The sequence below is a fragment of the Streptomyces sp. DH12 genome (assembly GCF_020873895.1).
In the GTDB taxonomy this organism is placed as follows: Bacteria; Actinomycetota; Actinomycetes; order Streptomycetales; family Streptomycetaceae; genus Streptomyces.
The window spans coordinates 116744-137292 of record NZ_JAHWGT010000008.1 but is presented as its reverse complement, the minus strand read 5'-3'; the positions used below and the strand labels follow the sequence as shown (position 1 = coordinate 137292).

The 20549-nt window shown below is 75.8% G+C and carries 21 protein-coding genes and 1 riboswitch; of the genes, 18 read left to right on the top strand and 3 right to left on the bottom strand.

The features are described from left to right. The first annotated feature begins 19 nt into the window (after nt 1-19). The 12 genes from LPA54_RS09740 (at nt 20) to LPA54_RS09685 (ending at nt 11498) form a co-directional block, all read left to right on the top strand. Nucleotides 20-457, top strand: coding sequence for a DUF350 domain-containing protein (locus LPA54_RS09740; RefSeq protein WP_228975849.1), 438 nt, complete (start codon nt 20-22; stop codon nt 455-457). A gap of 10 nt (nt 458-467) precedes the next feature. Continuing rightward, on the top strand, nt 468-2045 hold the full coding sequence (locus LPA54_RS09735; RefSeq protein ID WP_228975847.1) for a polyamine aminopropyltransferase: 1578 nt from the start codon (nt 468-470) through the stop codon (nt 2043-2045). 59 nt (nt 2046-2104) lie between these two features. Then, the gene (dhaK, locus tag LPA54_RS09730) at nt 2105-3091 is read left to right on the top strand and encodes a dihydroxyacetone kinase subunit DhaK (RefSeq protein WP_228975989.1); all 987 of its coding nucleotides are present in this window, start codon (nt 2105-2107) and stop codon (nt 3089-3091) included. A gap of 5 nt (nt 3092-3096) precedes the next feature. Continuing rightward, nucleotides 3097-3714, top strand: coding sequence for a dihydroxyacetone kinase subunit DhaL (dhaL, locus tag LPA54_RS09725; protein WP_228975987.1), 618 nt, complete (start codon nt 3097-3099; stop codon nt 3712-3714). Beyond that, on the top strand, nt 3711-4160 hold the full coding sequence (locus LPA54_RS09720) for a PTS-dependent dihydroxyacetone kinase phosphotransferase subunit DhaM (protein WP_228975845.1): 450 nt from the start codon (nt 3711-3713) through the stop codon (nt 4158-4160). The genes dhaL and LPA54_RS09720 overlap by 4 nt, the downstream gene beginning before the upstream one ends. Nucleotides 4161-4226: 66 nt before the next feature. After that, a riboswitch (cobalamin riboswitch) is annotated at nt 4227-4457 on the top strand. Nucleotides 4458-4485: 28 nt separating this feature from the next. After that, the gene (locus tag LPA54_RS09715) at nt 4486-5178 is read left to right on the top strand and encodes an energy-coupling factor ABC transporter permease (RefSeq protein ID WP_228975843.1); all 693 of its coding nucleotides are present in this window, start codon (nt 4486-4488) and stop codon (nt 5176-5178) included. Then, nucleotides 5175-5513, top strand: a complete 339-nt coding sequence (locus LPA54_RS09710) for an energy-coupling factor ABC transporter substrate-binding protein (protein WP_228975841.1) — start codon at nt 5175-5177, stop codon at nt 5511-5513. Before LPA54_RS09715 ends, LPA54_RS09710 begins: the two co-directional genes overlap by 4 nt. Nucleotides 5514-5517: 4 nt before the next feature. Then, nucleotides 5518-6264 (top strand): cobalt ECF transporter T component CbiQ, encoded by a 747-nt coding sequence (gene cbiQ / locus LPA54_RS09705; protein WP_228975840.1) that lies wholly within the window; start codon nt 5518-5520, stop codon nt 6262-6264. Beyond that, complete coding sequence (locus LPA54_RS09700) at nt 6264-7151, top strand: ATP-binding cassette domain-containing protein (RefSeq protein ID WP_228975838.1); 888 nt, start codon at nt 6264-6266, stop codon at nt 7149-7151. Before cbiQ ends, LPA54_RS09700 begins: the two co-directional genes overlap by 1 nt. A 144-nt stretch (nt 7152-7295) precedes the next feature. After that, a complete protein-coding gene (locus LPA54_RS09695; protein ID WP_228975835.1) occupies nt 7296-9323 on the top strand; it encodes an FAD-dependent oxidoreductase in 2028 nt (675 codons plus the stop codon). Between the two features lie 69 nt (nt 9324-9392). Beyond that, nucleotides 9393-9998 (top strand): PadR family transcriptional regulator, encoded by a 606-nt coding sequence (locus LPA54_RS09690; RefSeq protein WP_228975831.1) that lies wholly within the window; start codon nt 9393-9395, stop codon nt 9996-9998. 84 nt (nt 9999-10082) lie between these two features. Continuing rightward, the gene (locus LPA54_RS09685) at nt 10083-11498 is read left to right on the top strand and encodes an FAD-dependent monooxygenase (RefSeq protein ID WP_228975830.1); all 1416 of its coding nucleotides are present in this window, start codon (nt 10083-10085) and stop codon (nt 11496-11498) included. Nucleotides 11499-11504: 6 nt separating this feature from the next. Here LPA54_RS09685 and LPA54_RS09680 read toward each other — a convergent pair whose 3' ends face one another. After that, nucleotides 11505-12695: a zinc-dependent alcohol dehydrogenase gene (locus LPA54_RS09680; protein WP_228975828.1), complete on the bottom strand. Its 1191-nt coding sequence runs from the start codon at nt 12693-12695 to the stop codon at nt 11505-11507. A 209-nt stretch (nt 12696-12904) separates the two neighbouring features. Between LPA54_RS09680 and LPA54_RS09675 the strand changes: the two genes are divergently transcribed. Continuing rightward, entirely contained in the window at nt 12905-13642 is a 738-nt protein-coding gene (locus LPA54_RS09675) for a GntR family transcriptional regulator (protein WP_228975826.1), read from the top strand. 102 nt (nt 13643-13744) lie between these two features. Here the strand turns inward: LPA54_RS09675 and LPA54_RS09670 are convergent, their stop codons facing one another. Then, nucleotides 13745-14644 carry a uracil-DNA glycosylase gene (locus tag LPA54_RS09670; RefSeq protein WP_228975823.1) on the bottom strand — a complete coding sequence of 300 codons (900 nt, stop codon included), beginning with the start codon at nt 14642-14644 and terminating at the stop codon, nt 13745-13747. A 51-nt stretch (nt 14645-14695) separates the two neighbouring features. Here LPA54_RS09670 and LPA54_RS09665 point away from each other — a divergent pair, with 51 nt between their 5' ends. Together LPA54_RS09665 and LPA54_RS09660 are read left to right on the top strand one after the other, a co-directional pair. Continuing rightward, nucleotides 14696-15175, top strand: coding sequence for an NUDIX domain-containing protein (locus LPA54_RS09665; RefSeq protein WP_228975821.1), 480 nt, complete (start codon nt 14696-14698; stop codon nt 15173-15175). 56 nt (nt 15176-15231) lie between these two features. Beyond that, the gene (locus LPA54_RS09660; protein WP_228975820.1) at nt 15232-15510 is read left to right on the top strand and encodes a hypothetical protein; all 279 of its coding nucleotides are present in this window, start codon (nt 15232-15234) and stop codon (nt 15508-15510) included. A gap of 223 nt (nt 15511-15733) precedes the next feature. Here the strand turns inward: LPA54_RS09660 and LPA54_RS09655 are convergent, their stop codons facing one another. Next, a complete protein-coding gene (locus LPA54_RS09655) occupies nt 15734-17707 on the bottom strand; it encodes an NAD(P)-binding protein (RefSeq protein ID WP_228975985.1) in 1974 nt (657 codons plus the stop codon). 288 nt (nt 17708-17995) lie between these two features. Here LPA54_RS09655 and LPA54_RS09650 point away from each other — a divergent pair, with 288 nt between their 5' ends. Genes LPA54_RS09650 through LPA54_RS09640 form a run of 3 tightly spaced genes read left to right on the top strand, consistent with a single transcriptional unit; the run spans nt 17996 to nt 20426 of the window. Then, on the top strand, nt 17996-18829 hold the full coding sequence (locus LPA54_RS09650) for an ABC transporter substrate-binding protein (RefSeq protein WP_228975818.1): 834 nt from the start codon (nt 17996-17998) through the stop codon (nt 18827-18829). Further along, entirely contained in the window at nt 18826-19626 is an 801-nt protein-coding gene (locus LPA54_RS09645) for an amino acid ABC transporter permease (protein WP_228975816.1), read from the top strand. The genes LPA54_RS09650 and LPA54_RS09645 overlap by 4 nt, the downstream gene beginning before the upstream one ends. Next, complete coding sequence (locus tag LPA54_RS09640) at nt 19623-20426, top strand: amino acid ABC transporter ATP-binding protein (protein ID WP_228975813.1); 804 nt, start codon at nt 19623-19625, stop codon at nt 20424-20426. The genes LPA54_RS09645 and LPA54_RS09640 overlap by 4 nt, the downstream gene beginning before the upstream one ends. Nucleotides 20427-20549: the final 123 nt, after the last annotated feature.

Here is a 20549-nt window from a genome sequence, read left to right as displayed (position 1 = left end):
TCCCCGAAAGGCAACCCCCGTGGCAGAGATCCTCGAGTCGGCCGGCACGGCCGTGCTGTACGGCCTGGTCGGCTTCGCCGTGATGGCGGCCGGCTTCGTCGCGCTCGACTGGGTGACCCCCGGCAAGCTCTTCCACGTGGTGTGGACCGAGCGCAACCGCGGCGCCGCGGTGATCCTCGCCGGTCAGACCCTCGCCGTCGGTCTCGTCATCGAGCAGTCGATCCGGGCCAGCGAATCCGAACTCGGCCTGGTCATGGGGCTGTTCAGCACCCTGCTGTACGGGCTGGCCGGGGTCGTCGTCATGACGCTGGCCTCGCTGGTCGTCGGCGTGCTGACGCCGGGCCGGCTCGGCGCGGCCGTCCTCGACGACCAGGACGGCCGCCCCCACCCCGCCGCCTGGGTCCAGGCGGCCCTGTACCTCGGTACGGCCTTCATGGTCGGCGCCGCCGTCTCCTGACCGGCCCGCCATGACCGCCACCACCGCCCCGGCCCCGCCGGCGCTCCACCCGCGGGGCACCCGGGTGCTGCTGCTCCTCGCGGTGTTCGTCTGCGCCGCCTGCGGACTGGTCTACGAGCTCGCGCTGACCGCCCTCGGCAGCCACCTCATCGGCAACTCCGTGATGCAGACCTCCGTGGTCATCTCCGTCATGGTCTTCGCCATGGGCGTCGGCTCGCTGGCCGCCAAACCGCTCCAACGGCGCGCCGTCGGGGCGTTCGCCCTGGTGGAGCTGGTGTTGGGGCTCGTCGGCGGCCTCTCCGTCCTCCTGCTGTACGTGGCGTTCTCGTGGCTGCGGATCTACATGCCGGCCATGGTCGTGGTGTCGTTCGTCGTCGGCCTGCTCATCGGCGCGGAGATACCGCTGCTGATGACACTGCTCCAGCGGATCCGGCGGCAGGAGGCGGGCAGCGCCGTGGCCGACCTGTTCGCCGCGGACTACGTCGGGGCACTCGTCGGCGGCCTGTGCTTCCCGCTGCTGCTCCTGCCGGTCTTCGGGCAGCTGAAGGGCGCCCTGGTGGTCGGCGCGGTGAACGCCGTGGCCGGCGGCGGCGTCGTGCTGTGGATCTTCCGACGGGAGACCCGCCGCGCCGTGCGGGCGGGGCTGCTCGCCGGGGTGGGCGCGGTCCTCGCCGTGCTGGGAACGGTGTACGTCCTCGCCGACGACATCGAGGTCACCGCGCGCCAGCAGCTGTACCGTGATCCGATCGTGCACGCCGAGACGACGCCGTACCAGGACGTCGTCGTGACCCGGTCGACGGCGTTCACCGGGGCTCCGGACACGCGGCTGTTCCTCGACGGCGACCTCCAGTTCTCGTCCGTCGACGAGTACCGGTACCACGAGGCCCTGGTCCACCCCGCGCTCTCCGGGAAACGGGCGTCCGTGCTGGTGCTGGGCGGCGGCGACGCCCTGGCCCTGCGGGAGGTGCTGCGCTACGACGACGTCTCGCAGGTGACGCTCGTGGACCTCGACCCGGCGGTGACCCGCCTCGCCCGCACCTTCGCCCCCCTGGTCGACCTCAACCGGCGCGCCCTGGAGGACCCGCGGGTGACCGTCGTCAACGCCGACGCGTTCACCTGGCTCCGCGACCCGGGGCGGCGCTACGACGCGGTGGTCGTCGACTTCCCCGACCCGGACACCGCCGCGCTGGCGAAGCTGTACAGCGTGGAGTTCTACCACCTCCTCGGCCGGGCCCTGGAGCCCGAGGCCCGGGTGGTGGTGCAGGCCGGGTCGCCCTTCTTCGCGCCCCGGACGTACTGGTCGGTCGCCGCGACGATCCGGGAGGCCGGGTACGCGACGACCGCGTACCAGGTGGACGTGCCGAGCTTCGGCAACTGGGGCTTCGTCCTCGCCGTCCCGGGCGCGGGCGGGCCGCCGCCGGCGCCGCGGCTCGCCCCGGACGCGCCGCCGCTGCGCTTCCTGGACGGCGCCGTGCTTCAGGCGGCGACGGTCTTCCCGCGCGACCGCCGCCCCGTCGAGGCCCGGCCCAGCACCCTCATGGACCCGGCGGTGCTGGAGTACGCGCGGCACGAGTGGCGCGACTACTGAGAGCCGCGCCTCCCTTGTGGGTACTGTGCGGGTACGTCTCGTGAGGAGTAGCCGTGAGGATGCTGATCAACGTGCCCGAGACCGTCGTCGCCGACGCCCTGCGGGGCTTCGCGGCGGCGCATCCGGAACTCACCGTCGACGTCGGGAACGGGGTGGTGGTCCGCCGCGACGCGCCGGTCGCGGGGAAGGTCGCCCTGGTGTCGGGCGGCGGGTCGGGGCACGAGCCGCTGCACGCGGGGTTCGTCGGCCCGGGGATGCTCTCCGCCGCGTGCGCGGGCGAGGTGTTCACCTCGCCGGTGCCCGACCAGATCGTGCGGGCCGCTGCCGCGGTGGACAGCGGCGCCGGCGTGCTGTTCGTGGTGAAGAACTACACGGGTGACGTGCTCAACTTCGACATGGCGGCGGAGCTCGCCGAGGACGAGGGCGTGCAGGTGGCCCGGGTGCTCGTCGACGACGACGTGGCCGTCTCCGACAGCCTGTACACGGCCGGGCGGCGCGGGACGGGGGCGACGCTGTTCGTGGAGAAGATCGCCGGCGCCGCCGCCGAGGAGGGCGCGCCGCTGGAGCGGGTCGCGTCGGTGGCGCGCCGGGTGAACGCCGCGTCGCGCAGCTTCGGTGTGGCCTTGAGCGCGTGCAGCACGCCCGCGAAGGGCGGCCCCACCTTCGACCTGCCGCCCGGGGAGCTGGAGCTGGGCGTCGGGATCCACGGCGAACCGGGGCGCGAGCGGCGCCCGATGATGACGTCGCGGGAGATCGCCGACGTCGCGGTGGACGCCGTCCTCGACGACCTGGGGCCGTCGGGCCCGGTGCTGCTGCTGGTCAACGGCATGGGCGGGACGCCGCTGCTGGAGCTGTACGGGTTCGGCGCCGAGGTGCACCGGGTGCTGGCCGAGCGCGGGGTGCCGGTGGCCCGGACGCTCGTCGGCAACTACGTCACGTCGCTCGACATGGCCGGCGCCTCGGTGACGCTGTGCCGGGCGGACGAGGAGCTGCTGCGGCTGTGGGACGCGCCGGTGCGGACGCCGGCGCTGCGGTGGGGGTGGTGAGCGCGGTGCTGGACGCCGGGACGTTCCTGCGGTGGATGGCCGCGGTGGCGGCTGCCGTGGACCGGGACGCCGACCTCCTCACCGAGCTGGACTCCGCGATCGGCGACGCCGACCACGGGGTCAACCTGCGGCGCGGCTTCACGGCGGTGGCGGCCGCGCTGGAGGAGGAGCCCCCGGCGACGCCCGGCGCGGTACTGGTGCTGGCCGGGCGGCGGTTGATCTCCACGGTGGGCGGGGCGTCGGGGCCGCTGTACGGCACGCTGCTGCGCGGCGCCGGCAAGGAGCTGGGCGACGAGCCGCAGGTGGCCCCCGCGCGGCTGGCGCAGGCGCTGGGCGCCGGTGTCGCGGCGGTGGCCCGGCTCGGCGGGGCGCGGGCCGGGGACAAGACGATGCTGGACGCGCTGGAGCCGGCCGTCGCCGTGCTCGGGCAGGACCGGCCGGACGCCGTCGCGGCGGCCACGCGGGCCGCCGCGGAGGGCGCGGAGGCGACCGTCGCGATGCGCGCCCGCAAGGGGCGGGCCAGTTACCTCGGCGAGCGGTCGGTGGGGCACCGGGACCCGGGCGCCGCGTCGGCCGCGCTGCTCTTCGCGGCGCTCGCCGACGCCACGGGGGCGACGGCGTGAGCGGGGCGGGAACGCCCCAGGGCGGGACGGGCGGGAGCCGGGCGGGGGCGCCCGTGGGCGTCGTGCTCGTCTCGCACAGCGCCCCGGTCGCGCGGGCCGTCGCCGACCTCGCCCGGGGGCTGGCCGGGGGCGCCGGCGGGGTACCGGTGGCGGCTGCCGGCGGCGGGCCGGACGGCGGGTTCGGGACCAGCGCCGAGCTCGTCGCGCGGGCGGCGCGGGAGGCCGACGGCGGCGCCGGCGTGGCGGTCCTGGTGGATCTGGGCAGCGCCGTCCTGACGGTGAAGGCGCTGCTGGAGGAGGACGGGGAACTGCCGGCGGGGACGCGGCTGCTGGACGCGCCGTTCGTGGAGGGCGCGGTGGCGGCCGTGGTGACCGCGGCGGCGGGCGGCGACCTCGACGCGGTGGAGGCGGCGGCCTCGGAGGCGTACGGCTACCGCAAGCGGTAGGGGTGTCTCGTCGATCATGCCGGGCGCCGGGAGCCCCGCCTGGTCGACGGGACACCCCCCGGCCCGCGTGGTTGTGATGTACCTGGTCAACGCACTAGTGTCGCAGGGCCTTGGTGTACGGGAAGCCGGTGCGAAGCCGGCGCGGCCCTCGCCACTGTGATCGGGAAGTCCGGCCCCACCCCCCGCGCGAGCGGGGAAGCCACTGGACCGCCGCGGGTGACCGCGGCGTCCGGGAAGGCGGGGTCGAGGCGGTAGTACCCGTCAGCCAGGAGACCGGCCAGGGCGCGTTGTCCATCCACGAGGTGCTGGAGAGGGTCTCCCACACATGCATATCGCCGAGGGGTTCCTACCCCGGGAACACGCGGTCGCCTGGACACTGGCGGCCGCTCCGTTCGTCGTCCACGGCGTTCGGGCGCTGACCCGGGAGGTCAGGGCCAACCCCGAGTCCACGCTGCTGCTGGGCGCGGCCGGGGCGTTCACGTTCGTCCTGTCCGCGCTGAAGATCCCGTCGGTGACGGGCAGTTGCAGTCATCCCACCGGTACGGGTCTCGGCGCCATCCTGTTCCGGCCGCCCGTCATGGCCGTGCTCGGCACGATCACGCTGCTGTTCCAGGCGCTGCTGCTGGCGCACGGCGGTCTGACGACGCTCGGCGCCAACGCCTTCTCGATGGCGGTCGTCGGACCGTGGGCGGGGTACGGGCTGTACCGGCTGCTGCGCCGCTGCGGGGCGCCGCTGATGGTGGCCGTCTTCTTCGGCGCGTTCGCGGCGGACCTGTCCACGTACTGCGTGACGAGCGTGCAGCTGGCGCTCGCGTTCCCCGACCCGGGCAGCGGCTTCACGGGCGCGCTCGCCAAGTTCGGGGGGATCTTCGCGGTGACGCAGCTGCCCCTGGCGGTGAGCGAGGGCCTGCTGACGGTGCTGGTGATGCGGCTGCTGCGGCAGTCGAGCGGGGGCGAGCTGGCCCGGCTCGGCGTGCTCCCCGCGGCGGGCGGAGCGAAGGAGGCGGCGGTCCGATGAGCCGGAACACGAGGATCAACGCGCTGCTGCTGCTGGTCGTGGTGGTGCTGGCGGTGCTGCCGCTGGTGCTGGGCCTCGGCGACCACAAGGAGGAGCCGTTCGCGGGCGCGGACGCCCAGGCGGAGGTGGCGATCACCGAGAACGCCCCCGACTACGAGCCGTGGTTCAGCCCGCTGTACGAACCGCCGTCGGGCGAGGTGGAGTCGGCGCTGTTCTCCCTCCAGGCCGCGCTGGGCGCCGGGGTGCTGGCGTACTACTTCGGGCTGCGCCGCGGGCGCCGGCAGGGTGAGGAGCGGGCCGGGGCGGCCGGGCGGCCCCCGGCGGGCGGGGAGTAGCGGGGTGCTGCCCATCGACGTGGCGGCGCACGGCAGCCGCTGGCGGCGCCGCCACCCGGGCGAGAAGGCCGTGCTCGGCTTCGGTCTGACGGTCTGCGCGGTGTCACTGCCGCCGTGGCCGGGCGCGGCGCTGGTGGCGGTGGTGGCCGTCGTGGTGCTGCTGGGGCCGGCCGGGGTGGCGCCGCGGCAGCTGTGGCGGGCGTGGCGGGTGCCGCTCGGCTTCTGTGTCACGGGCGTGGTGCCGCTGCTGTTCCAGGTGGGCGGCCCGGCGGGCTGGGTGGCGCCCGCGCCCGGCGGTGCCGAGCGGGCCGGGGAGCTGCTGCTGCGCTCGTCGGCGGCGTCGCTGGGGGTGCTGCTCTTCGCGTTCACCACGCCCGTTTCGGACGTGCTGCCCCGGCTGGTGCGGGCGGGTGTGCCCGCGCCGGTGGTGGACGTGGCGCTGGTGATGTACCGCATCGGCTTCCTGCTGCTGGACGCGGTGGCGCGGATCCGGCAGGCGCAGGCCGCGCGGCTGGGGACGGCGAGCCGGGCGGCGGCGTGGCGGTCGGCGGCCGGCCTCGGGGCGACCGCGTTCGTCCGGGCCTTCGACCGGGCGGCGCGGCTGCAGAGCGGTCTCGCCGGGCGGGGCTACGACGGGACGCTGCGGGTGCTGGTGCCCCCGGCGCGGCTGGACCGCCGCTTCCTGGCGGCCACGGCGGTGTTGCTGGCGGTGCTGGTGGCGGCCGCCCTCGGACTCGAACGGGTGGTGTGATGACCGGGTCGCCGGTGGTGGAGCTGGTGGGAGCGGGGTTCGCCTACGAGGGCGGTCCCGCCGTGCTGAGCGGGATCGACTTCGCGGTGCCGGAGGGGCGGTCGCTGGCGGTGCTGGGCCGCAACGGCGGCGGCAAGACGACGCTGCTGCGGCTGCTGAGCGGCGGCCTGCGGTGCGCGAGCGGGCGGCTGCGGCTGGCGGGCGAGGACGTGGCGTACGACCGCGCGGGCCTGACCCGGCTGCGGATGGCGGTGCAGCTGGTGGTGCAGGACCCGGACGACCAGCTGTTCGCCGCGTCGGTCGGGCAGGACGTGTCGTTCGGCCCGATGAACCTGGGCCTGCCGGAGGAGGAGGTCCGCGACCGGGTGCGCGGGGCCTTGGAGGCCCTGGACATCGTGGCGCTGGAGGACCGACCGACGCACCTGCTGTCGTACGGGCAGCGCAAGCGGGCGGCGATCGCGGGGGCCGTCGCCATGCGGCCCCGGGTGCTCGTCCTGGACGAGCCGACGGCCGGGCTGGACCCGCACGGGCAGGAGCGGCTCCTCGCGGTGCTGGAGGGGTTGCGGGCTTCGGGGACGACCGTGGTGATGGCCACGCACGACGTGGACCTCGCGCTGCGCTGGGCGGACGACGCGGCGGTGCTCACACCGGACGGGGTGCGCACGGGCCCGGTGGAGGAGCTGCTGGCGGACGCGGAGCTGCTGGCCGCGGCGCGGCTGCGGCGGCCGTGGGCGATGGCGGTGGCCCGGCTGCTGCGGGCGCACGGGCTGCCGGAGGCGGGCGCCGCCGCGCCGCCGGGCGGCGGGAAGGCGACGCCGTGGGGGACGGTGCCGTGCACGCCGGAGGGGCTGGACGCGTGGGGGGCGCACCTCGCGCGCCGCGGCTGAGGGCCGGAGCGGGGGCGCGCCGCGCGGCGCGGCTGCGGGGACGTAGCGCACCTCACGCCGCGATCGTTGTGCAACTTGTTGCATAAAGCGGTCGCGGTCGTCTACAACAGGGGCGATGACACCGCGCGCGAGGAGGCGCCCCTCATGACCCCGACCACGACCCCGTACCCGCACCTGCTCAGCCCCCTGGACCTGGGTTTCACCACCCTGCCGAACCGGGTGCTCATGGGGTCGATGCACGTCGGCCTGGAGGAGGCGGAGAACGGCTTCGAGCGGATGGCCGCCTTCTACGCCGCCCGCGCCCGCGGCGGGGCGGCCCTCATGGTGACGGGCGGCATCGCCCCGAACGAGGCGGGCCGGCCCTACGACGGCGGCGCCAAGCTGACCACCCCGGAGGAGGCGGAGCAGCACCGCGTCGTGACGCAGGCCGTGCACGCGGCAGGCGGCAGGATCGCGATGCAGATCCTCCACTTCGGCCGCTACGCCTACCACCCGGCACTGGTGGCGCCGAGCGCCCTCCAGGCCCCGATCAGCCCGTTCGTCCCGCACGCCCTGACGGACGCCGAGGTCGAGCAGACGGTCGAGGACTACGCACGGGCGGCGGAGCTGGCGAAGTCGGCCGGCTACGACGGCGTCGAGATCATGGGTTCGGAGGGGTACCTCGTCAACGAGTTCATCGCCGCGGCCACCAACCACCGCGAGGACCGGTGGGGCGGCTCGTACGAGAACCGGGTGCGCTTCCCGCTGGAGATCGTCCGCCGCACCCGCGAGCGGGTGGGCGAGGACTTCATCCTGATCTACCGGCTGTCGATGCTCGACCTGGTGCCCGGCGGGTCGTCGCTGGAGGAGGTGGTCGCGCTGGCCAAGGAGATCGAGGCGGCCGGCGCGACGATCATCAACACCGGGATCGGCTGGCACGAGGCCCGCATCCCCACCATCGCCACGTCCGTGCCGCGGGCCGCGTACACCTGGGTCACGAAGCGGCTGATGGGGGCGGTCTCCGTGCCCCTGGTCACGAGCAACCGCATCAACACGCCGGAGGTGGCCGAGGAGGTCCTCGCCGACGGCCGGGCCGACATGGTGTCCCTCGCCCGCCCCTTCCTCGCCGACCCGGAGTTCGTGGCGAAGGCCCGCGCGGGCCGCCCCGAGACGATCAACACCTGCATCGGCTGCAACCAGGCGTGCCTGGACCACACGTTCAGCGGGAAGATCACCTCCTGCCTCGTCAACCCGCGCGCCTGCCACGAGACGGAACTGGTCCTCTCCCCCACCCGGCTGCGCCGGCGCGTCGCCGTCGTGGGCGCGGGCCCGGCCGGCCTCGCCTGCGCCGTGTCGGCGGCCGAGCGCGGCCACGAGGTGGTCCTCTACGACGCCGCCGACGAGGTCGGCGGCCAGCTGAACGTCGCCCGGCGGGTCCCCGGCAAGGAGGAGTTCGACGAGACGCTCCGCTACTTCCGCACCCAGCTCGACCTGCGGGGCGTCGAGGTGCGCCTGGGCACCCGCGTCTCGGCCGGCATGCTGGACGGGTACGACGAGGTGGTCGTCGCGACCGGTGTCACCCCGCGCGTCCCGGACCTCGACGGCGTGGACCACCCGAGCGTCGTCGGCTACCTGGACGTGTTGCGGGGCGGCGTGCCCGTCGGCGAGCGCGTCGCGATCCTCGGCGCCGGCGGCATCGGCTTCGACGTCGCCGAGTACCTCACGGACGGCGGCGAGGGCGCGAGCCGCGACGCCGAGACGTACTTCCGCCAGTGGGGCGTCGACACCGCCTACGGCGAGCGCGGCGGCCTGCGCGCGCCCGAGCGGCCGCGGGCGCCGCGGCAGGTGACCCTGCTCCAGCGCAAGACCACCAAGGTGGGCGCGGGACTGGGCAAGACGACCGGTTGGATCCACCGCACGGAGCTGCGGCACCGGGGCGTGGAGATGGTCGCCGGGGCGTCGTACGAGCGCGTCGACGACGAGGGCCTGCACATCACCGTCGACGGCCGGGCGCGCACCCTCCCGGTCGACACCGTGGTCCTGTGCACCGGCCAGGAACCCCGCCGCGACCTGTACGAGGAGCTGACGGCCGCGGGCGTCCGCGCCCACCTGATCGGCGGCGCCGACGTCGCCGCGGAGCTGGACGCCAAGCGGGCGATCGACCAGGGCACCCGCCTCGCGGCGACCCTGTAGGGCGTCCGGCGCCGGCAGCACCCCGCCCGGGCAGGGCGGCCCGGTCGGCCCGGTCCCTAGGATGCGGGCATGTCACTCCCGCACGCGATCCTCACCGCTCTGCTCGAGAAGCCGTCCTCGGGACTCGAACTGACCCGGCGGTTCGACCGGTCCATCGGTTACTTCTGGTCGGCGACCCACCAGCAGATCTACCGCGAGCTGGGGAAGCTGGAGCAGGCCGGCCACATCCGCGCCCTGTCGGCCACGGCGCCGGCGCGCGGACAGCGCAAGGAGTACGAGGTGCTGCCCGCCGGCCGGGCCGAACTGGCGGACTGGACGCGGCGCGTCGAGGACCCCAAGCCGATCCGCAGCGCCCTGCTGCTGCGGCTGCGCGCCGCGGCGGTGGTCGGGACCGAGGGCATGGCCGAGGAGCTGCGCCGCCACCTGGAGCTGCACCGGGCGCAGTTGGAGGAGTACCTGGCCATGGAGCGGCGTCAGTTCCCCCCGGAGCGCGACGCGGAGCCGGACCGGCTTCGCCACCTCGTCCTGCGCGGCGGCATCGAGCTGGAGCGCTTCTGGGTCACGTGGCTGACGGAGGCGCTGGCGGGCGTGGCGGCCCTGCCGGCCACCGCGCCGGACGGGGGCGGCACGGAGCGCGGCGGGGGCGCGCGCGGCCCGGGGGGCGCGGGGAGCTGAACGGTTCGCGGCCCGGCCGCCCATCGCGCGGCGGCGGACCGTGGATACTGGTCGCTCCCGGTTCTGCGACGTGAAGGGGCGGACATGGTCGACGAGTTGGGCAGCGGTCACCAGGCGGCGGGCGGCACACGGCACGCGGTGGTGATCGGCGGGAGCGTCGCCGGGCTCCTGGCGGCCAGGGCGCTGGCCGACCACGCGGAGCAGGTCACCGTCGTGGAGCGCGACCGCTTCCCCCAGGAGGCCGAACCCCGGCCCGGGGTGCCCCAGGGCCGCCACCTGCACGTGCTGCTGGAGGGTGGCCGGCAGGCGATCGAGCGGCTGCTGCCGGGTGTCGTCGACGAGGTCGCGGCGGCCGGCGCGCCCCGGGTCGGCATGCCCGCCGACCTCGTGCAGTGGCAGGGGGGCCGGTGGTACCGGCGCACGCCCGCGACGGCGCACATCCTGAGCGCGTCGCGGCCGCTGCTGGAGCACGTGGTGCGGCGGCGCGTGCTGGCCGACCCGAGGATCACCGCCGTGGAGGGGGCCGAGGCGGTCGGCCTCACCGGCGACGCCGCCCGGGTGCGGGGCGTCCTGGTGCGCGAGCGGGGCGCGGGCCGCGACGCGGAGCCCCGGACGATCGACGCCGACCTGGTCGTGGACGCGTCGGGGCGGGGGTCGCGGGCGCCCGGATGGCTGTCGGCGCTCGGCGCCGAGCCGCCCCTCGAGGAGGTCCTGGACACGGGGCTGGCGTACGCGACCCGGTTCTACCGCAACGAGCGGCACGACGCCGACACGGACGCGCTGGGCTTCAACATCATCCCCAATCCGGAGCAGACGTACGGCGGGGTGGCCCTGCCGGTCGAGGGCGGCCGCTTCGTCGTCACCCTGTCGGGCCTGCGGGGCCAGGAGCCGCCGACGGACGGCGACGCGTTCGAGGAGTTCGCCGGCCGGCTGCCGCACCCCCTGGTGCGCGACTGGCTGGCCAAGGCGGAACCGGTGTCCGCGGCGCACGGCTTCCGCGGGACCGCCAACGTCAGGCGCCGCTACGACCGGCCCGGGCGCCGGCCGGCGGGCTTCCTCGCCGTCGGCGACGCCCTGTGCACCTTCAACCCGGTCTACGGCCAGGGGATGGCGGTCGCGGCGCTGACGGCGGTGGCCCTGCGGGACGCGCTGGCGGACCGGCGGCGCACGCCGACGACGGTGCGCGTGCAGCGGGCGCTGTGCGCGGCGTCGCGGCAGGCGTGGGACATCTCCGCGGGCGCGGACAGGAAGATGCCGGGCGTGGCCGGGGGGACGCCGGCCCCCGGGCCGCTGGGCCGGGCCGCCGACTGGTACATGCGCCGGGTGGTGGCGCGGGCGCCGCGCGTCCCGGAGGTGGGGCGGGCCTTCCGGTCGGTGGTGATGCTGACCGAGCCGGCGGCGGCGCTGTTCGCGCCGGCCGTGGCGCGGGCGGTCCTCTTCGGGGCGGCGCCGGAAGGCCCCCGGCAGCCGCCCCTGTGGCGCGCCGCGGACGACCACTGAGCCCGGTCAGGGACGCAGGACGACCTTGCTGACGCCGTCCTCCTTGCGCTGGAACATGCGGTAGGCGTGCGGCGCGTCGGAGAGCGGCAGGTGGTGGGTGGCGAAGGTGTCGACGCCGAGCGGGTCGTCGTCGGTGAGCAGCGGCAGGATCTCGTCCACCCAGCGGCGGACGTTGGCCTGGCCCATGCGCAGCTGGACCTGCTTGTCGAAGAGGGTCAGCAGCGGCAGCGGGTCGGCCGCGCCGCCGTAGACGCCGCTGAGCGAGATGGTCCCGCCGCGGCGCACGAGCTCGATGGCCAGGTAGAGGGCGGCGAGCCGGTCGGAGCCGGCCTTCTGGTGGAGGCGGGCGGCCCACGCGCGCGGCAGCAGCCCGGCCACCTGCTGCTGGGCCTTGGCGACCGGGCTGCCGTGGGCCTCGGTGCCGACGGCGTCGACGACGGAGTCGGGGCCCCGGCCGCCGGTGAGGTCCCGTACGGCGGCGACCAGCTCGTCCTGGCCGTCGAAGGCGGTGAGGTCCAGGACGTCCACGCCGCGCGCCCGGGCCCGGCCGAGCCGCTCGGGGACGAGGTCGATGCCGACGACCCGTTCGACGCCCTGGTGCAGGGCGATGCGGCAGCACATCTCGCCGATCGGCCCGAGCCCGAGGACGGCGAGGGAGCCGCCCGGCGGCACGTCGGCGTACCGGACGGCCTGCCAGGCGGTCGGCAGGACGTCGGAGAGGTACAGGTACCGGTCGTCGGACGGCCCCTGCGGCACCTTGATCGGGCCGAACTGGGCCTGCGGGACGCGCAGGTACTCGGCCTGGGCGCCGGGGACGGAGCCGTAGAGCCGGGAGTAGCCGAAGAGCGCGGCGCCCATGCCCTCCCCGGTCACCTGGGTCGTCTCGCACTGGGTGGGCAATCCGCGCACGCACATCCAGCAGCTGCCGCAGGCGATCTGGAAGGGCACCACGACGCGGTCGCCGGGCCGCAGGTCCGGCACGTCCGGGCCGACCTCCTCGACGATGCCGATGGGTTCGTGGCCGAGGACGTCACCGGGCGTCATGAACGGGCCGAACACCTCGTACAGATGGAGGTCGGAGCCGCACAGTCCGGTGGAGGTGACGCGGATGACGGCGTCCGTGGGCTGTTCGATGCGCGGATCGGGGACGTCCTCGACCCGGACGTCGCGCTTTCCCTGCCAGGTCACGGCCCTCATGGCGCCGTCCTCCCTCCGTCGGGGCGTCCTTGCGGCATGCGCTGGCCCGGGTACCCGGGCGGCTCCCCGCGAATCCGTTTCGGCCAGAGTTCGGGCGGCGCGGTGGGGAATGCCGGGGCTCCCCTTCCTAATAGGTTTAGACCAATGATAGGGATGTGCTCACCGACACGGCTCATTCAGCTACGCTGAGCGAAATTTGAGGGTTGAACATGGCTGAACCCCACGCCTCCGCGGCGCTTCCGCTCTACCTCCAGGTCGCGGCGGCTCTCCGCGACGATCTCACCGGGCGGCGCGTCGCTCCCGGCTCCCGGCTCCCCTCCGAGCGCTCCCTGGTGGACCGCTTCCGGGTCAACCGCCAGACCGTGCGCAGCGCGCTGCGGCTGCTGCGCGACGAGGGGCTCGTCGTCACCGACCGGCGCGGCACCTACGCGGCGGACGCCGATGCGGCAAGCGGCTGCTCCGGCCCCGTCCTGGCACCCGGGCTGCTGGAGTTCCCCAGCGGCGGAGGCGGCCGCGACCGGCCCGCCGAAGCCGTACTGACCTGGGAGGCGGCCCCCGCGGAGACCGCCGGGCTGCTCGGGCTGCCGCCCGGCGAGTCCTCCCTGGTGCACCGGCAGCGGGTCTTCGGCGCGGACGGCTCCGTGGAGCGGCACGCCGTCTCGCGCTTCTCCCGGTACGCGCTGACCGAGGTGCCCGAACTCGGACGCTACCGGCGGCCGGAGGCGCGGGTGGGGCGCCGTCCGGACCTCCGGCTGCTGTACCACTGGATGCACCGGGCGGGGCTGCGGCTCACCCGGCGCGAGTCGATCGGCGTGCGGGCGCCCGCGGCGGCGGCCTGCCTGACGGTCCACCGGGAGGTGTACGACCAGCACGGGCACGTGCTGGAGGTGACCGACATCCGCTTCGCGCCGGAATCCGCGCCGCTGACGTACGAGTTCACGGGCTGAGCCCTGCGGCCGCCCGCCGCCCGCCGGGCCGGCCCGCCGCGCCCCGGCCCGCGGTCCGGGGCCCGCCCACCGTCCGGCGCGCGGCCTCCCGCGCGGTCCGGGTCACGGGGCCGGTGGGAGGCCGGCGGCGCGGGCGGCGGCGCCCAGGACGTCGGTCAGCATGTCCGGCGTCAGCAGTCCGGTGAAGGTGTTGCGCTGGCTGACGTGGTAGCAGCCGAACACCTCCAGGTCCGGCCCGCCGTCCCGGGCCGGCAGCCGCACCCGGGCGCCGTGCGCGAAGCGCGGCCTCGGGCGCGGCACCGTCCAGCCGCCCGCCGCGAGCGCCGGGAACACCGCCTGCCAGCCGAAGGCCCCGAGCACGACGAGGGCCCGCACGGTGGGGCGCACCAGCTCCAGCTCCCGGGCCAGCCACGGACGGCAGGTGTCGCGCTCGCGGGGCGTGGGCCGGTTCGCTGGCGGCGCGCAGTGGACCGGGGCGGTCACCCGCACCCCGCGCAGGCGCAGCCCGTCGTCGCGGTGCACCGCCTCCGCCTGACTCGCGAGGCCGAGGCGGTGCAGTGCCGCGTACAGCACGTCGCCGGAGCGGTCGCCGGTGAACATGCGGCCCGTGCGGTTGCCGCCGTGCGCGGCCGGGGCGAGCCCGACGACCAGCAGGGAGGCGTCGTCGGGGCCGTACCCGGGGACCGGGCGGGCCCAGTACTCCCATCCCGCGTAGGCGCGGCGCCCCTCCCGGCCCACCTGTTCGCGCCACGCGACCAGCCGCGGGCAGGCCCGGCACCGCGCCACCTCGGCGTCCAGGGCGCCCAGGGTTGCCGCCGCGCGCCCGGCACGGTCGGGGAACGCCGGGTCGTCGGGGCCGGAAGGCCCTGAAGTGCCGGAGGCACCCGCGGAGCCCGAGGCGGCTGGAGGACCCGGACGACCGGAGGAGCCGGAGGGTTCGCGGCGGGCCTCCGCGGGGGTGCCGGTGGGGGTTTCGCGGCCTTCGGGGTGGTCGTGTCGCATACCGGACGACGGTAACGCGGCGCGGCGGGGTGCGGCGGGCACACTGGCGCCATGGTCGTGAAGCGCAGCGCGGGTCTGCTGGTGTTCCGTACGTCCGGTGGCCGCCCGGAGGTGCTGCTCGCCCACATGGGCGGCCCCTACTGGGCGGAGCGGGAGGCGGGGGCCTGGACGGTGCCCAAGGGCGAGTACGGGGACGACGAGGCGCCCGAGGCCGCGGCGCGCCGCGAGTTCGCCGAGGAGCTGGGCCTCCCCGCGCCGGACGGGCCGCCGCTGCCGCTCGGGGAGGCGCGCCAGGCGGGCGGCAAGGTCGTCACGGTGTGGGCCGTCGAAGGCGACCTGGACCCGGCGCTGGTGGTGCCGGGGACGTTCACCATGGAGTGGCCGCGCGGGTCGGGTGAGACGCGCGCGTTCCCGGAGGTGGACCGGGTCGCCTGGTGCACCCCGGAGGAGGCGGCCGAGCGGCTGGTGGCGGGTCAGCGGGTCTTCGTGGAACGGCTCTTGGCGCACCTGGGCGGGAGTGGCGCGGGCTGACTGTCAGTGCCGTGCGCGACAGTGGGGGCCGGACAGCCGTCGACAGGGAGCGAGAGATGACCACCAGCCTCACGATGCGGGAGCGCGCCGCGGCGCAGGCCTACCTCCGTCTGGTGGAGACGGCGCGGGCGGTGCTGGCGGACCCGGGCCTCGCGCCCCTGGCCGGAGCGTACCTGTCGTCGCCCATGGCGGAGGCCGACGAGGCGCTGCGGCGGGCGGGCCTGGCGGGCAACGAGGCCCGGCTGCTGAGCCTCGCGGCGGCCCTGCGCGGTCAGGGCGCGCCACCGGGACCGTCGCGGGACGGCGCCGGGCGCGGCCCGCGGGACCCCGCCTAGGCGGCCGGGCTCCCCTCCCGGCGCGGCCATGCCACCCGGCACGGCAGCCCGCCCGCACGGGCCGCGCCCGCCGCCCGCCGCCCGCCCGTACGGGACGGCCGTGCCGACCCGCCGGTTCCACCGGGCACGCCGCCCGCCCGTCCGTCCGCCACGGCCGCGTCCGCCCGCCGGATCCATGGGCGGCGCCCGCCCGCCGGTCCCGCCCGGCGCGCCCGGCGCGCGTCTACGGCCGGCGGCCGAGGAGTTCGGCGAGGCCCCGGCGCGTCGCGGCCAGCACCACGCGGTCCTCGGGGCGCAGGACGTAGCCGGGGGGCAGGTCCCACACGAGGCCGGTCCGCCGGTCGGTGTCGTCGGCGTCCAGGGCCGTCAGGTCGGGGCGGCGCTCCCCCGGCTCGGTGGGGTCCAGGGCGATCACGCGCCAGGCGCCCGGTCGGAACGCCTCGGCGACGGTGCGGCCCGCGAGCTCCGGGTGGCGCGCCGCGACCACCGCGGCGAAGAGCAGGACGCGCCGCTCCACCGGGATGGCGCCGAGGATCTGTCGGCCCATCATCGCGCCGGCGAAGGCGGGCGCCGCCAGGTGCGAGACGCTGCGGCTCCGGGTGAGGGCCCGGGGGTGCGCGGCGCGCAGCGTGCGGTAGACGGCGGTGGCGATGTCGTCGTCGTACAGGCGCAGCACCACCCGCAGGTCGGGGCGGACGGACCTGGCGTACAGCACGGCCTCCAGGTTGGTGACGTCGACGCTGGTCAGGGCGAGGAGCGAGCGGGCCCGGTGGACGCGGGCGGACTCCAGGACGCCGTCCTCGGTGACGTCGCCGAGGACGACCGGCACGCGCAGCCGGCGGGCCGTGGCGATGCCGCGGGCCTCCGGGTCGGACTCGACGCACACGACGGGGATGCCCAGTTCCCGCAGCCGGGTCAGGACCCGGGTGCCGACCTTGCCGAGGCCGAGCAGCACGACGTGGCCCGAGAGCCCGCGCGGCGGGCGGCGCAGCGAGGTGGCGGTGCGGAAGGTGCCCAGTGCCTCCAGCAGCGCGGCGACGAGGATCGGCAGCAGGAGGAGCCCGACGAAGCCGGCGAGCATCTGCAGGACCTGCCGCTCGGCGGGGTCCTCCAGGGCGGGGTCGCCGATGGCGAAGATGTCGAGCATCGTCAGGTAGGCGGCGTGCAGCGGGTGGTGGTCGGTGGTGAGCCAGGTCGCCACGGCGATGGCGGCCACGGCGCCGAAGAGGCCGGTGAGCGACCAGCGCAGGCGGCGTGAGAAGAGCGAGGCGAGCGGGAGGGAGGAGGCGGGCAGCCGGGTCGCGGGGAGGTTCGGCCCGGCGTAGGTGATCGCCTCCAGGACCACGCTGCCCCGTCCGGTGGCGGAGGCGGCGGCCCGGTCGTCGGGGAGGAGGCGGGGGCCCTGCTCGCCGCTGCTGTCGGCGCCCTCGCTGCCCGCGGGGTCGCTGGCCGTGGAGGAGAGCAGGGCGAGGGTGCACAGGCCCGGGTCGGCGACCTCGCCGGGGGCGGGCGGGGTGCGTTCGACGGCCCGCAGCAGCAGCCCGCCGGCGTGGACGATCTTGCTGGTACCGGCGACGGCGGTGGCGGCCAGGGCGGGCGCCGCGGTGTCCGCGTCCGACAGGACGGTGGTGGAGGCGTCCAGCACCTCCGGGTCGATGTCCGGCACGGCGACGGCCGCGGCCTGGTCGAGGAGTTGCTCCAGGTGCTGGCCGAGCCGGCGGTTGTACATGCGGATGACCAGGCGCAGCCGGGGGTTGAGGCGGCGGGCCAGCAGCGCGGTGCGGATGTTGGTCTCGTCGTCCTCGTGGACCAGGGCGAGCGCGGCGGCGTGTTCGACGCCCGCGGCGACGAGGACCGCCTCGTCCGTCTCCCGGACCTCTACGACCTCGACCGTCCGGCGGGTCCCCCCGCCGCCGAGCGTGTCGTACGGGGAGGCGGGGGGCGCGGGGGTCGGCGCCGTCCTGCCGGCGCGCCCGGTCGGGCCGCCCGCCCGGGGGTCGGCCGCGCCGGGGGGCCGGGCCATCGCCGCGGAGACCCGGCCGAACAGGGCGAAGGGGCCGCGGCCCGCGCGGCCGTCGGGGCGGTGCGGGGCGGCCTCGCGGCGCCCGGCCACGACGAGGGTCACCCGCTCGCGGTAGACGTCGTTCAGCTCGTCGGCGAGGCGGTCGGCCAGCGCGTCGTCGCCGCAGACGACCATGTGGCCGCGGCCGGCGGGGCCCGGTATCTGAGGGGGTATCGGAAACACGGTCCCAGCATGGGGCCGCCCCCGCGGGCGCTGTCCACGGGGCGCCGCCGGAGGTGACGGTGATCACTGCGGGCGGGTCCCCGCCGGGTTCCGCGGGCGTGCGTTCGGCCGGGCGGATCACCCGGCCGGAACCGGACGGTGGAATCGGGCGATCTCCGCCATGTCGTGACGTTCGTGGCATACGATCGCCGCCGACGGCTCCCCCCTCGCGTCCGCCGCCCGCGCCCCTGGAGGTCCACCGTGTCGACGACTGACGGCCGCACGAGCACCCGCGTCCGCGCCGCCCTCGCCGCCGTCCCGGCGGCGCTGCTCCTCACCGCCGGCTGCTCGTCCGGCGGGGAGGGCCCCGGAGAGGCCGCGGGCGGCGTCCCCGTGGTGGAGAAGGGCAAGCTGACCACCTGTACACACCTGCCGTACCCGCCGTTCCAGTTCGAGCGGGGCGGGAAGGTCGTCGGGTTCGACGTGGCCCTGGTCGACCTGGTGGCGAAGGACCTCGGCGTCGAACAGGAGATCCTGGACACGCCGTTCGAGAACTTCAAGACCGGGGCGTTCCTGAACTCCGGCGAGTGCGACCTGGCGGCCGCCGGCATGACCATCACCGACGAGCGCAAGAAGAACGTCGACTTCTCCGTGCCGTACTTCGACGCCACCCAGGCCGTCCTGGCGTCCAGGCGGAGCGGGGTGCGGACGCTCGCGGAGGTCAAGGCGCGCAAGCTGCGGCTGGGCGCGCAGGCCGAGACGACCGGCGAGAGCCACGCCAAGAGCCAGGGCTTCGACCCGGTCGCGTTCGAGAGTTCCGACGCCGTCCTCAACGGCCTGCGGACGGGGCAGGTCGACGCGGTCGTCATCGACTACCCGGTGGTGCAGGGGTGGCTGAAGGACAAGGCGAACGCCGCCGCGTTCGTGCTGGGCGAGAACGTCGACACCGGTGAGCGGTACGGCTTCTCGGTGAAGAAGGGCAACGACCGGCTGCGCGCGGCGATCGACAAGGCGATCACGGACGCCAAGGCCGACGGCACGTACGACAAGCTGTACGAGGAGTGGATCGGCCCGCTGCCCGAGGCGCGCCCGTGACCTCGCGGCTGACCAGGCGCCAGCGCCGGCGCGTCTCGCAGGGCCTGCAGTACGCGCTGTTCGTCGCCGTCGTCGCGGTGGTCGCCCTCCAGGCGGACTGGGGGCGGCTGCGCAACCAGTTCGCGCAGGTGGACCTGGCGCGGCAGCTGTTCCCGGAGATCATCACCACGGCCCTGCGCAACACGGTCGTGTACACGGTGTCCGGCTTCGTCTTCGGCCTGCTGCTGGGGCTACTGGTGGCGTTGATGCGGCTGTCGTCGGTCGCGCCGTACCGGTGGCTCGCCACGGTGTACATCGAACTCTTCCGGGGCCTGCCGGCGCTGCTGATCTTCATCTTCGTCGGGGTGGCCGTGCCGCTGGCGTTCCCCGGCACGGCGATCCCGGGCGGGACGTACGGCAAGGTCGCGCTGGGACTGGGGCTCGTCGCCGCCGCGTACATGGCGGAGACGATCCGCGCGGGCATCCAGGCGGTGCCCCGGGGGCAGATGGAGGCGGCGCGGTCGCTCGGCTTCTCGCACGGGCGGGCGATGGTGTCCGTGATCATCCCGCAGGCGTTCCGCATCGTGATCCCGCCGCTGACGAACGAGCTGGTGCTGCTCTTCAAGGACTCGTCGCTGGTGCTGTTCCTCGGGGTCACGCTGACGGAGCGGGAGCTGACCAAGTTCGGCCGGGACCTGGCCAGCCAGACGGCGAACTCCACGCCGATCCTCGTGGCCGGCCTGTGCTACCTGCTCGTGACGGTTCCGCTGAGCTTCGTGGTGCGCCGCCTCGAGGCCCGTACCGGGAAGGCCGGATGACCATGGACGCGGGTGGGCGTGCCGAGATCGAGGTCCGTGGCCTGCACAAGGCCTTCGGCGACACCGAGGTGCTGCGCGGGATCGACCTGGAGGTGGCGCGGGGCGAGGTGGTGTGCGTCATCGGCCCGTCCGGGTCGGGCAAGTCGACGCTGCTGCGGTGCGTGAACCTGCTGGAGGAGCCCACGGCGGGCCGGATCCTCGTCGGCGGTACGGAGGTGACCGACCCCGACGTCGACATCGACGCGGTGCGGCGCCGGATCGGGATGGTCTTCCAGCAGTTCAACCTCTTCCCGCACCTGACGGCGGAGGAGAACCTCGTCCTGCCGCAGCGCCGGGTGCTGCGGCGCGACCGGGCCGAGGCCCTGCGGGTCGCGCGGTCGAACCTGGAGCGGGTCGGCCTGGCCGCGAAGGCCGGCGCCCACCCGGCGCAGCTGTCGGGCGGGCAGCAGCAGCGGGTGGCGATCGCGCGGGCGCTGGCGATGGACCCGGAGGTCATGCTGTTCGACGAGCCGACCTCGGCCCTCGACCCCGAGCTGGTCGGCGACGTCCTCGCCGTGATGCGCGGGCTGGCCGGGGACGGCATGACGATGATGGTGGTCACGCACGAGATGAGCTTCGCCCGGGAGGTCGCCGACCGGGTGGTGTTCCTCGACGCCGGGCGCGTGGTGGAGGAGGGCCCGGCGCGGCAGGTCGTGGGCGCGCCGAGGGAGGCCCGTACGCGTGACTTCCTGCTGCGCGTCCTGGACCCGGCCGCCGCCGCGCCGCCGGGGCCGGACCCGGACGCGGACGGGGCCTCGTGACGGGTCGGATCCGGCCCGGAGCGGACGGGTGCCCGGGACCGGTGGGAGCCGCCCGGACGGGCCCGTGCGGGTGGCGGGAAGCGGCTTGCGTCCACCGGACGGGTGAGTGATCGCCGGGCGGGC

Excerpts from the sequence above, each read along its gene's own strand:
- LPA54_RS09735 (WP_228975847.1), top strand. The coding sequence starts at position 468 with ATGACCGCCACCACCGCCCCGGCCCCGCCGGCGCTCCACCCGCGGGGC.
- dhaK (WP_228975989.1), top strand. The coding sequence starts at position 2,105 with ATGCTGATCAACGTGCCCGAGACCGTCGTCGCCGACGCCCTGCGGGGC.
- LPA54_RS09715 (WP_228975843.1), top strand. The coding sequence starts at position 4,486 with ATGCATATCGCCGAGGGGTTCCTACCCCGGGAACACGCGGTCGCCTGG.
- LPA54_RS09710 (WP_228975841.1), top strand. The coding sequence starts at position 5,175 with ATGAGCCGGAACACGAGGATCAACGCGCTGCTGCTGCTGGTCGTGGTG.
- LPA54_RS09700 (WP_228975838.1), top strand. The coding sequence starts at position 6,264 with ATGACCGGGTCGCCGGTGGTGGAGCTGGTGGGAGCGGGGTTCGCCTAC.
- LPA54_RS09695 (WP_228975835.1), top strand. The coding sequence starts at position 7,296 with ATGACCCCGACCACGACCCCGTACCCGCACCTGCTCAGCCCCCTGGAC.
- LPA54_RS09690 (WP_228975831.1), top strand. The coding sequence starts at position 9,393 with ATGTCACTCCCGCACGCGATCCTCACCGCTCTGCTCGAGAAGCCGTCC.
- LPA54_RS09685 (WP_228975830.1), top strand. The coding sequence starts at position 10,083 with ATGGTCGACGAGTTGGGCAGCGGTCACCAGGCGGCGGGCGGCACACGG.
- LPA54_RS09680 (WP_228975828.1), bottom strand. The coding sequence starts at position 12,695 with ATGAGGGCCGTGACCTGGCAGGGAAAGCGCGACGTCCGGGTCGAGGAC.
- LPA54_RS09675 (WP_228975826.1), top strand. The coding sequence starts at position 12,905 with ATGGCTGAACCCCACGCCTCCGCGGCGCTTCCGCTCTACCTCCAGGTC.
- LPA54_RS09670 (WP_228975823.1), bottom strand. The coding sequence starts at position 14,644 with ATGCGACACGACCACCCCGAAGGCCGCGAAACCCCCACCGGCACCCCC.
- LPA54_RS09665 (WP_228975821.1), top strand. The coding sequence starts at position 14,696 with ATGGTCGTGAAGCGCAGCGCGGGTCTGCTGGTGTTCCGTACGTCCGGT.
- LPA54_RS09660 (WP_228975820.1), top strand. The coding sequence starts at position 15,232 with ATGACCACCAGCCTCACGATGCGGGAGCGCGCCGCGGCGCAGGCCTAC.
- LPA54_RS09655 (WP_228975985.1), bottom strand. The coding sequence starts at position 17,707 with ATGGTCGTCTGCGGCGACGACGCGCTGGCCGACCGCCTCGCCGACGAG.
- LPA54_RS09640 (WP_228975813.1), top strand. The coding sequence starts at position 19,623 with ATGACCATGGACGCGGGTGGGCGTGCCGAGATCGAGGTCCGTGGCCTG.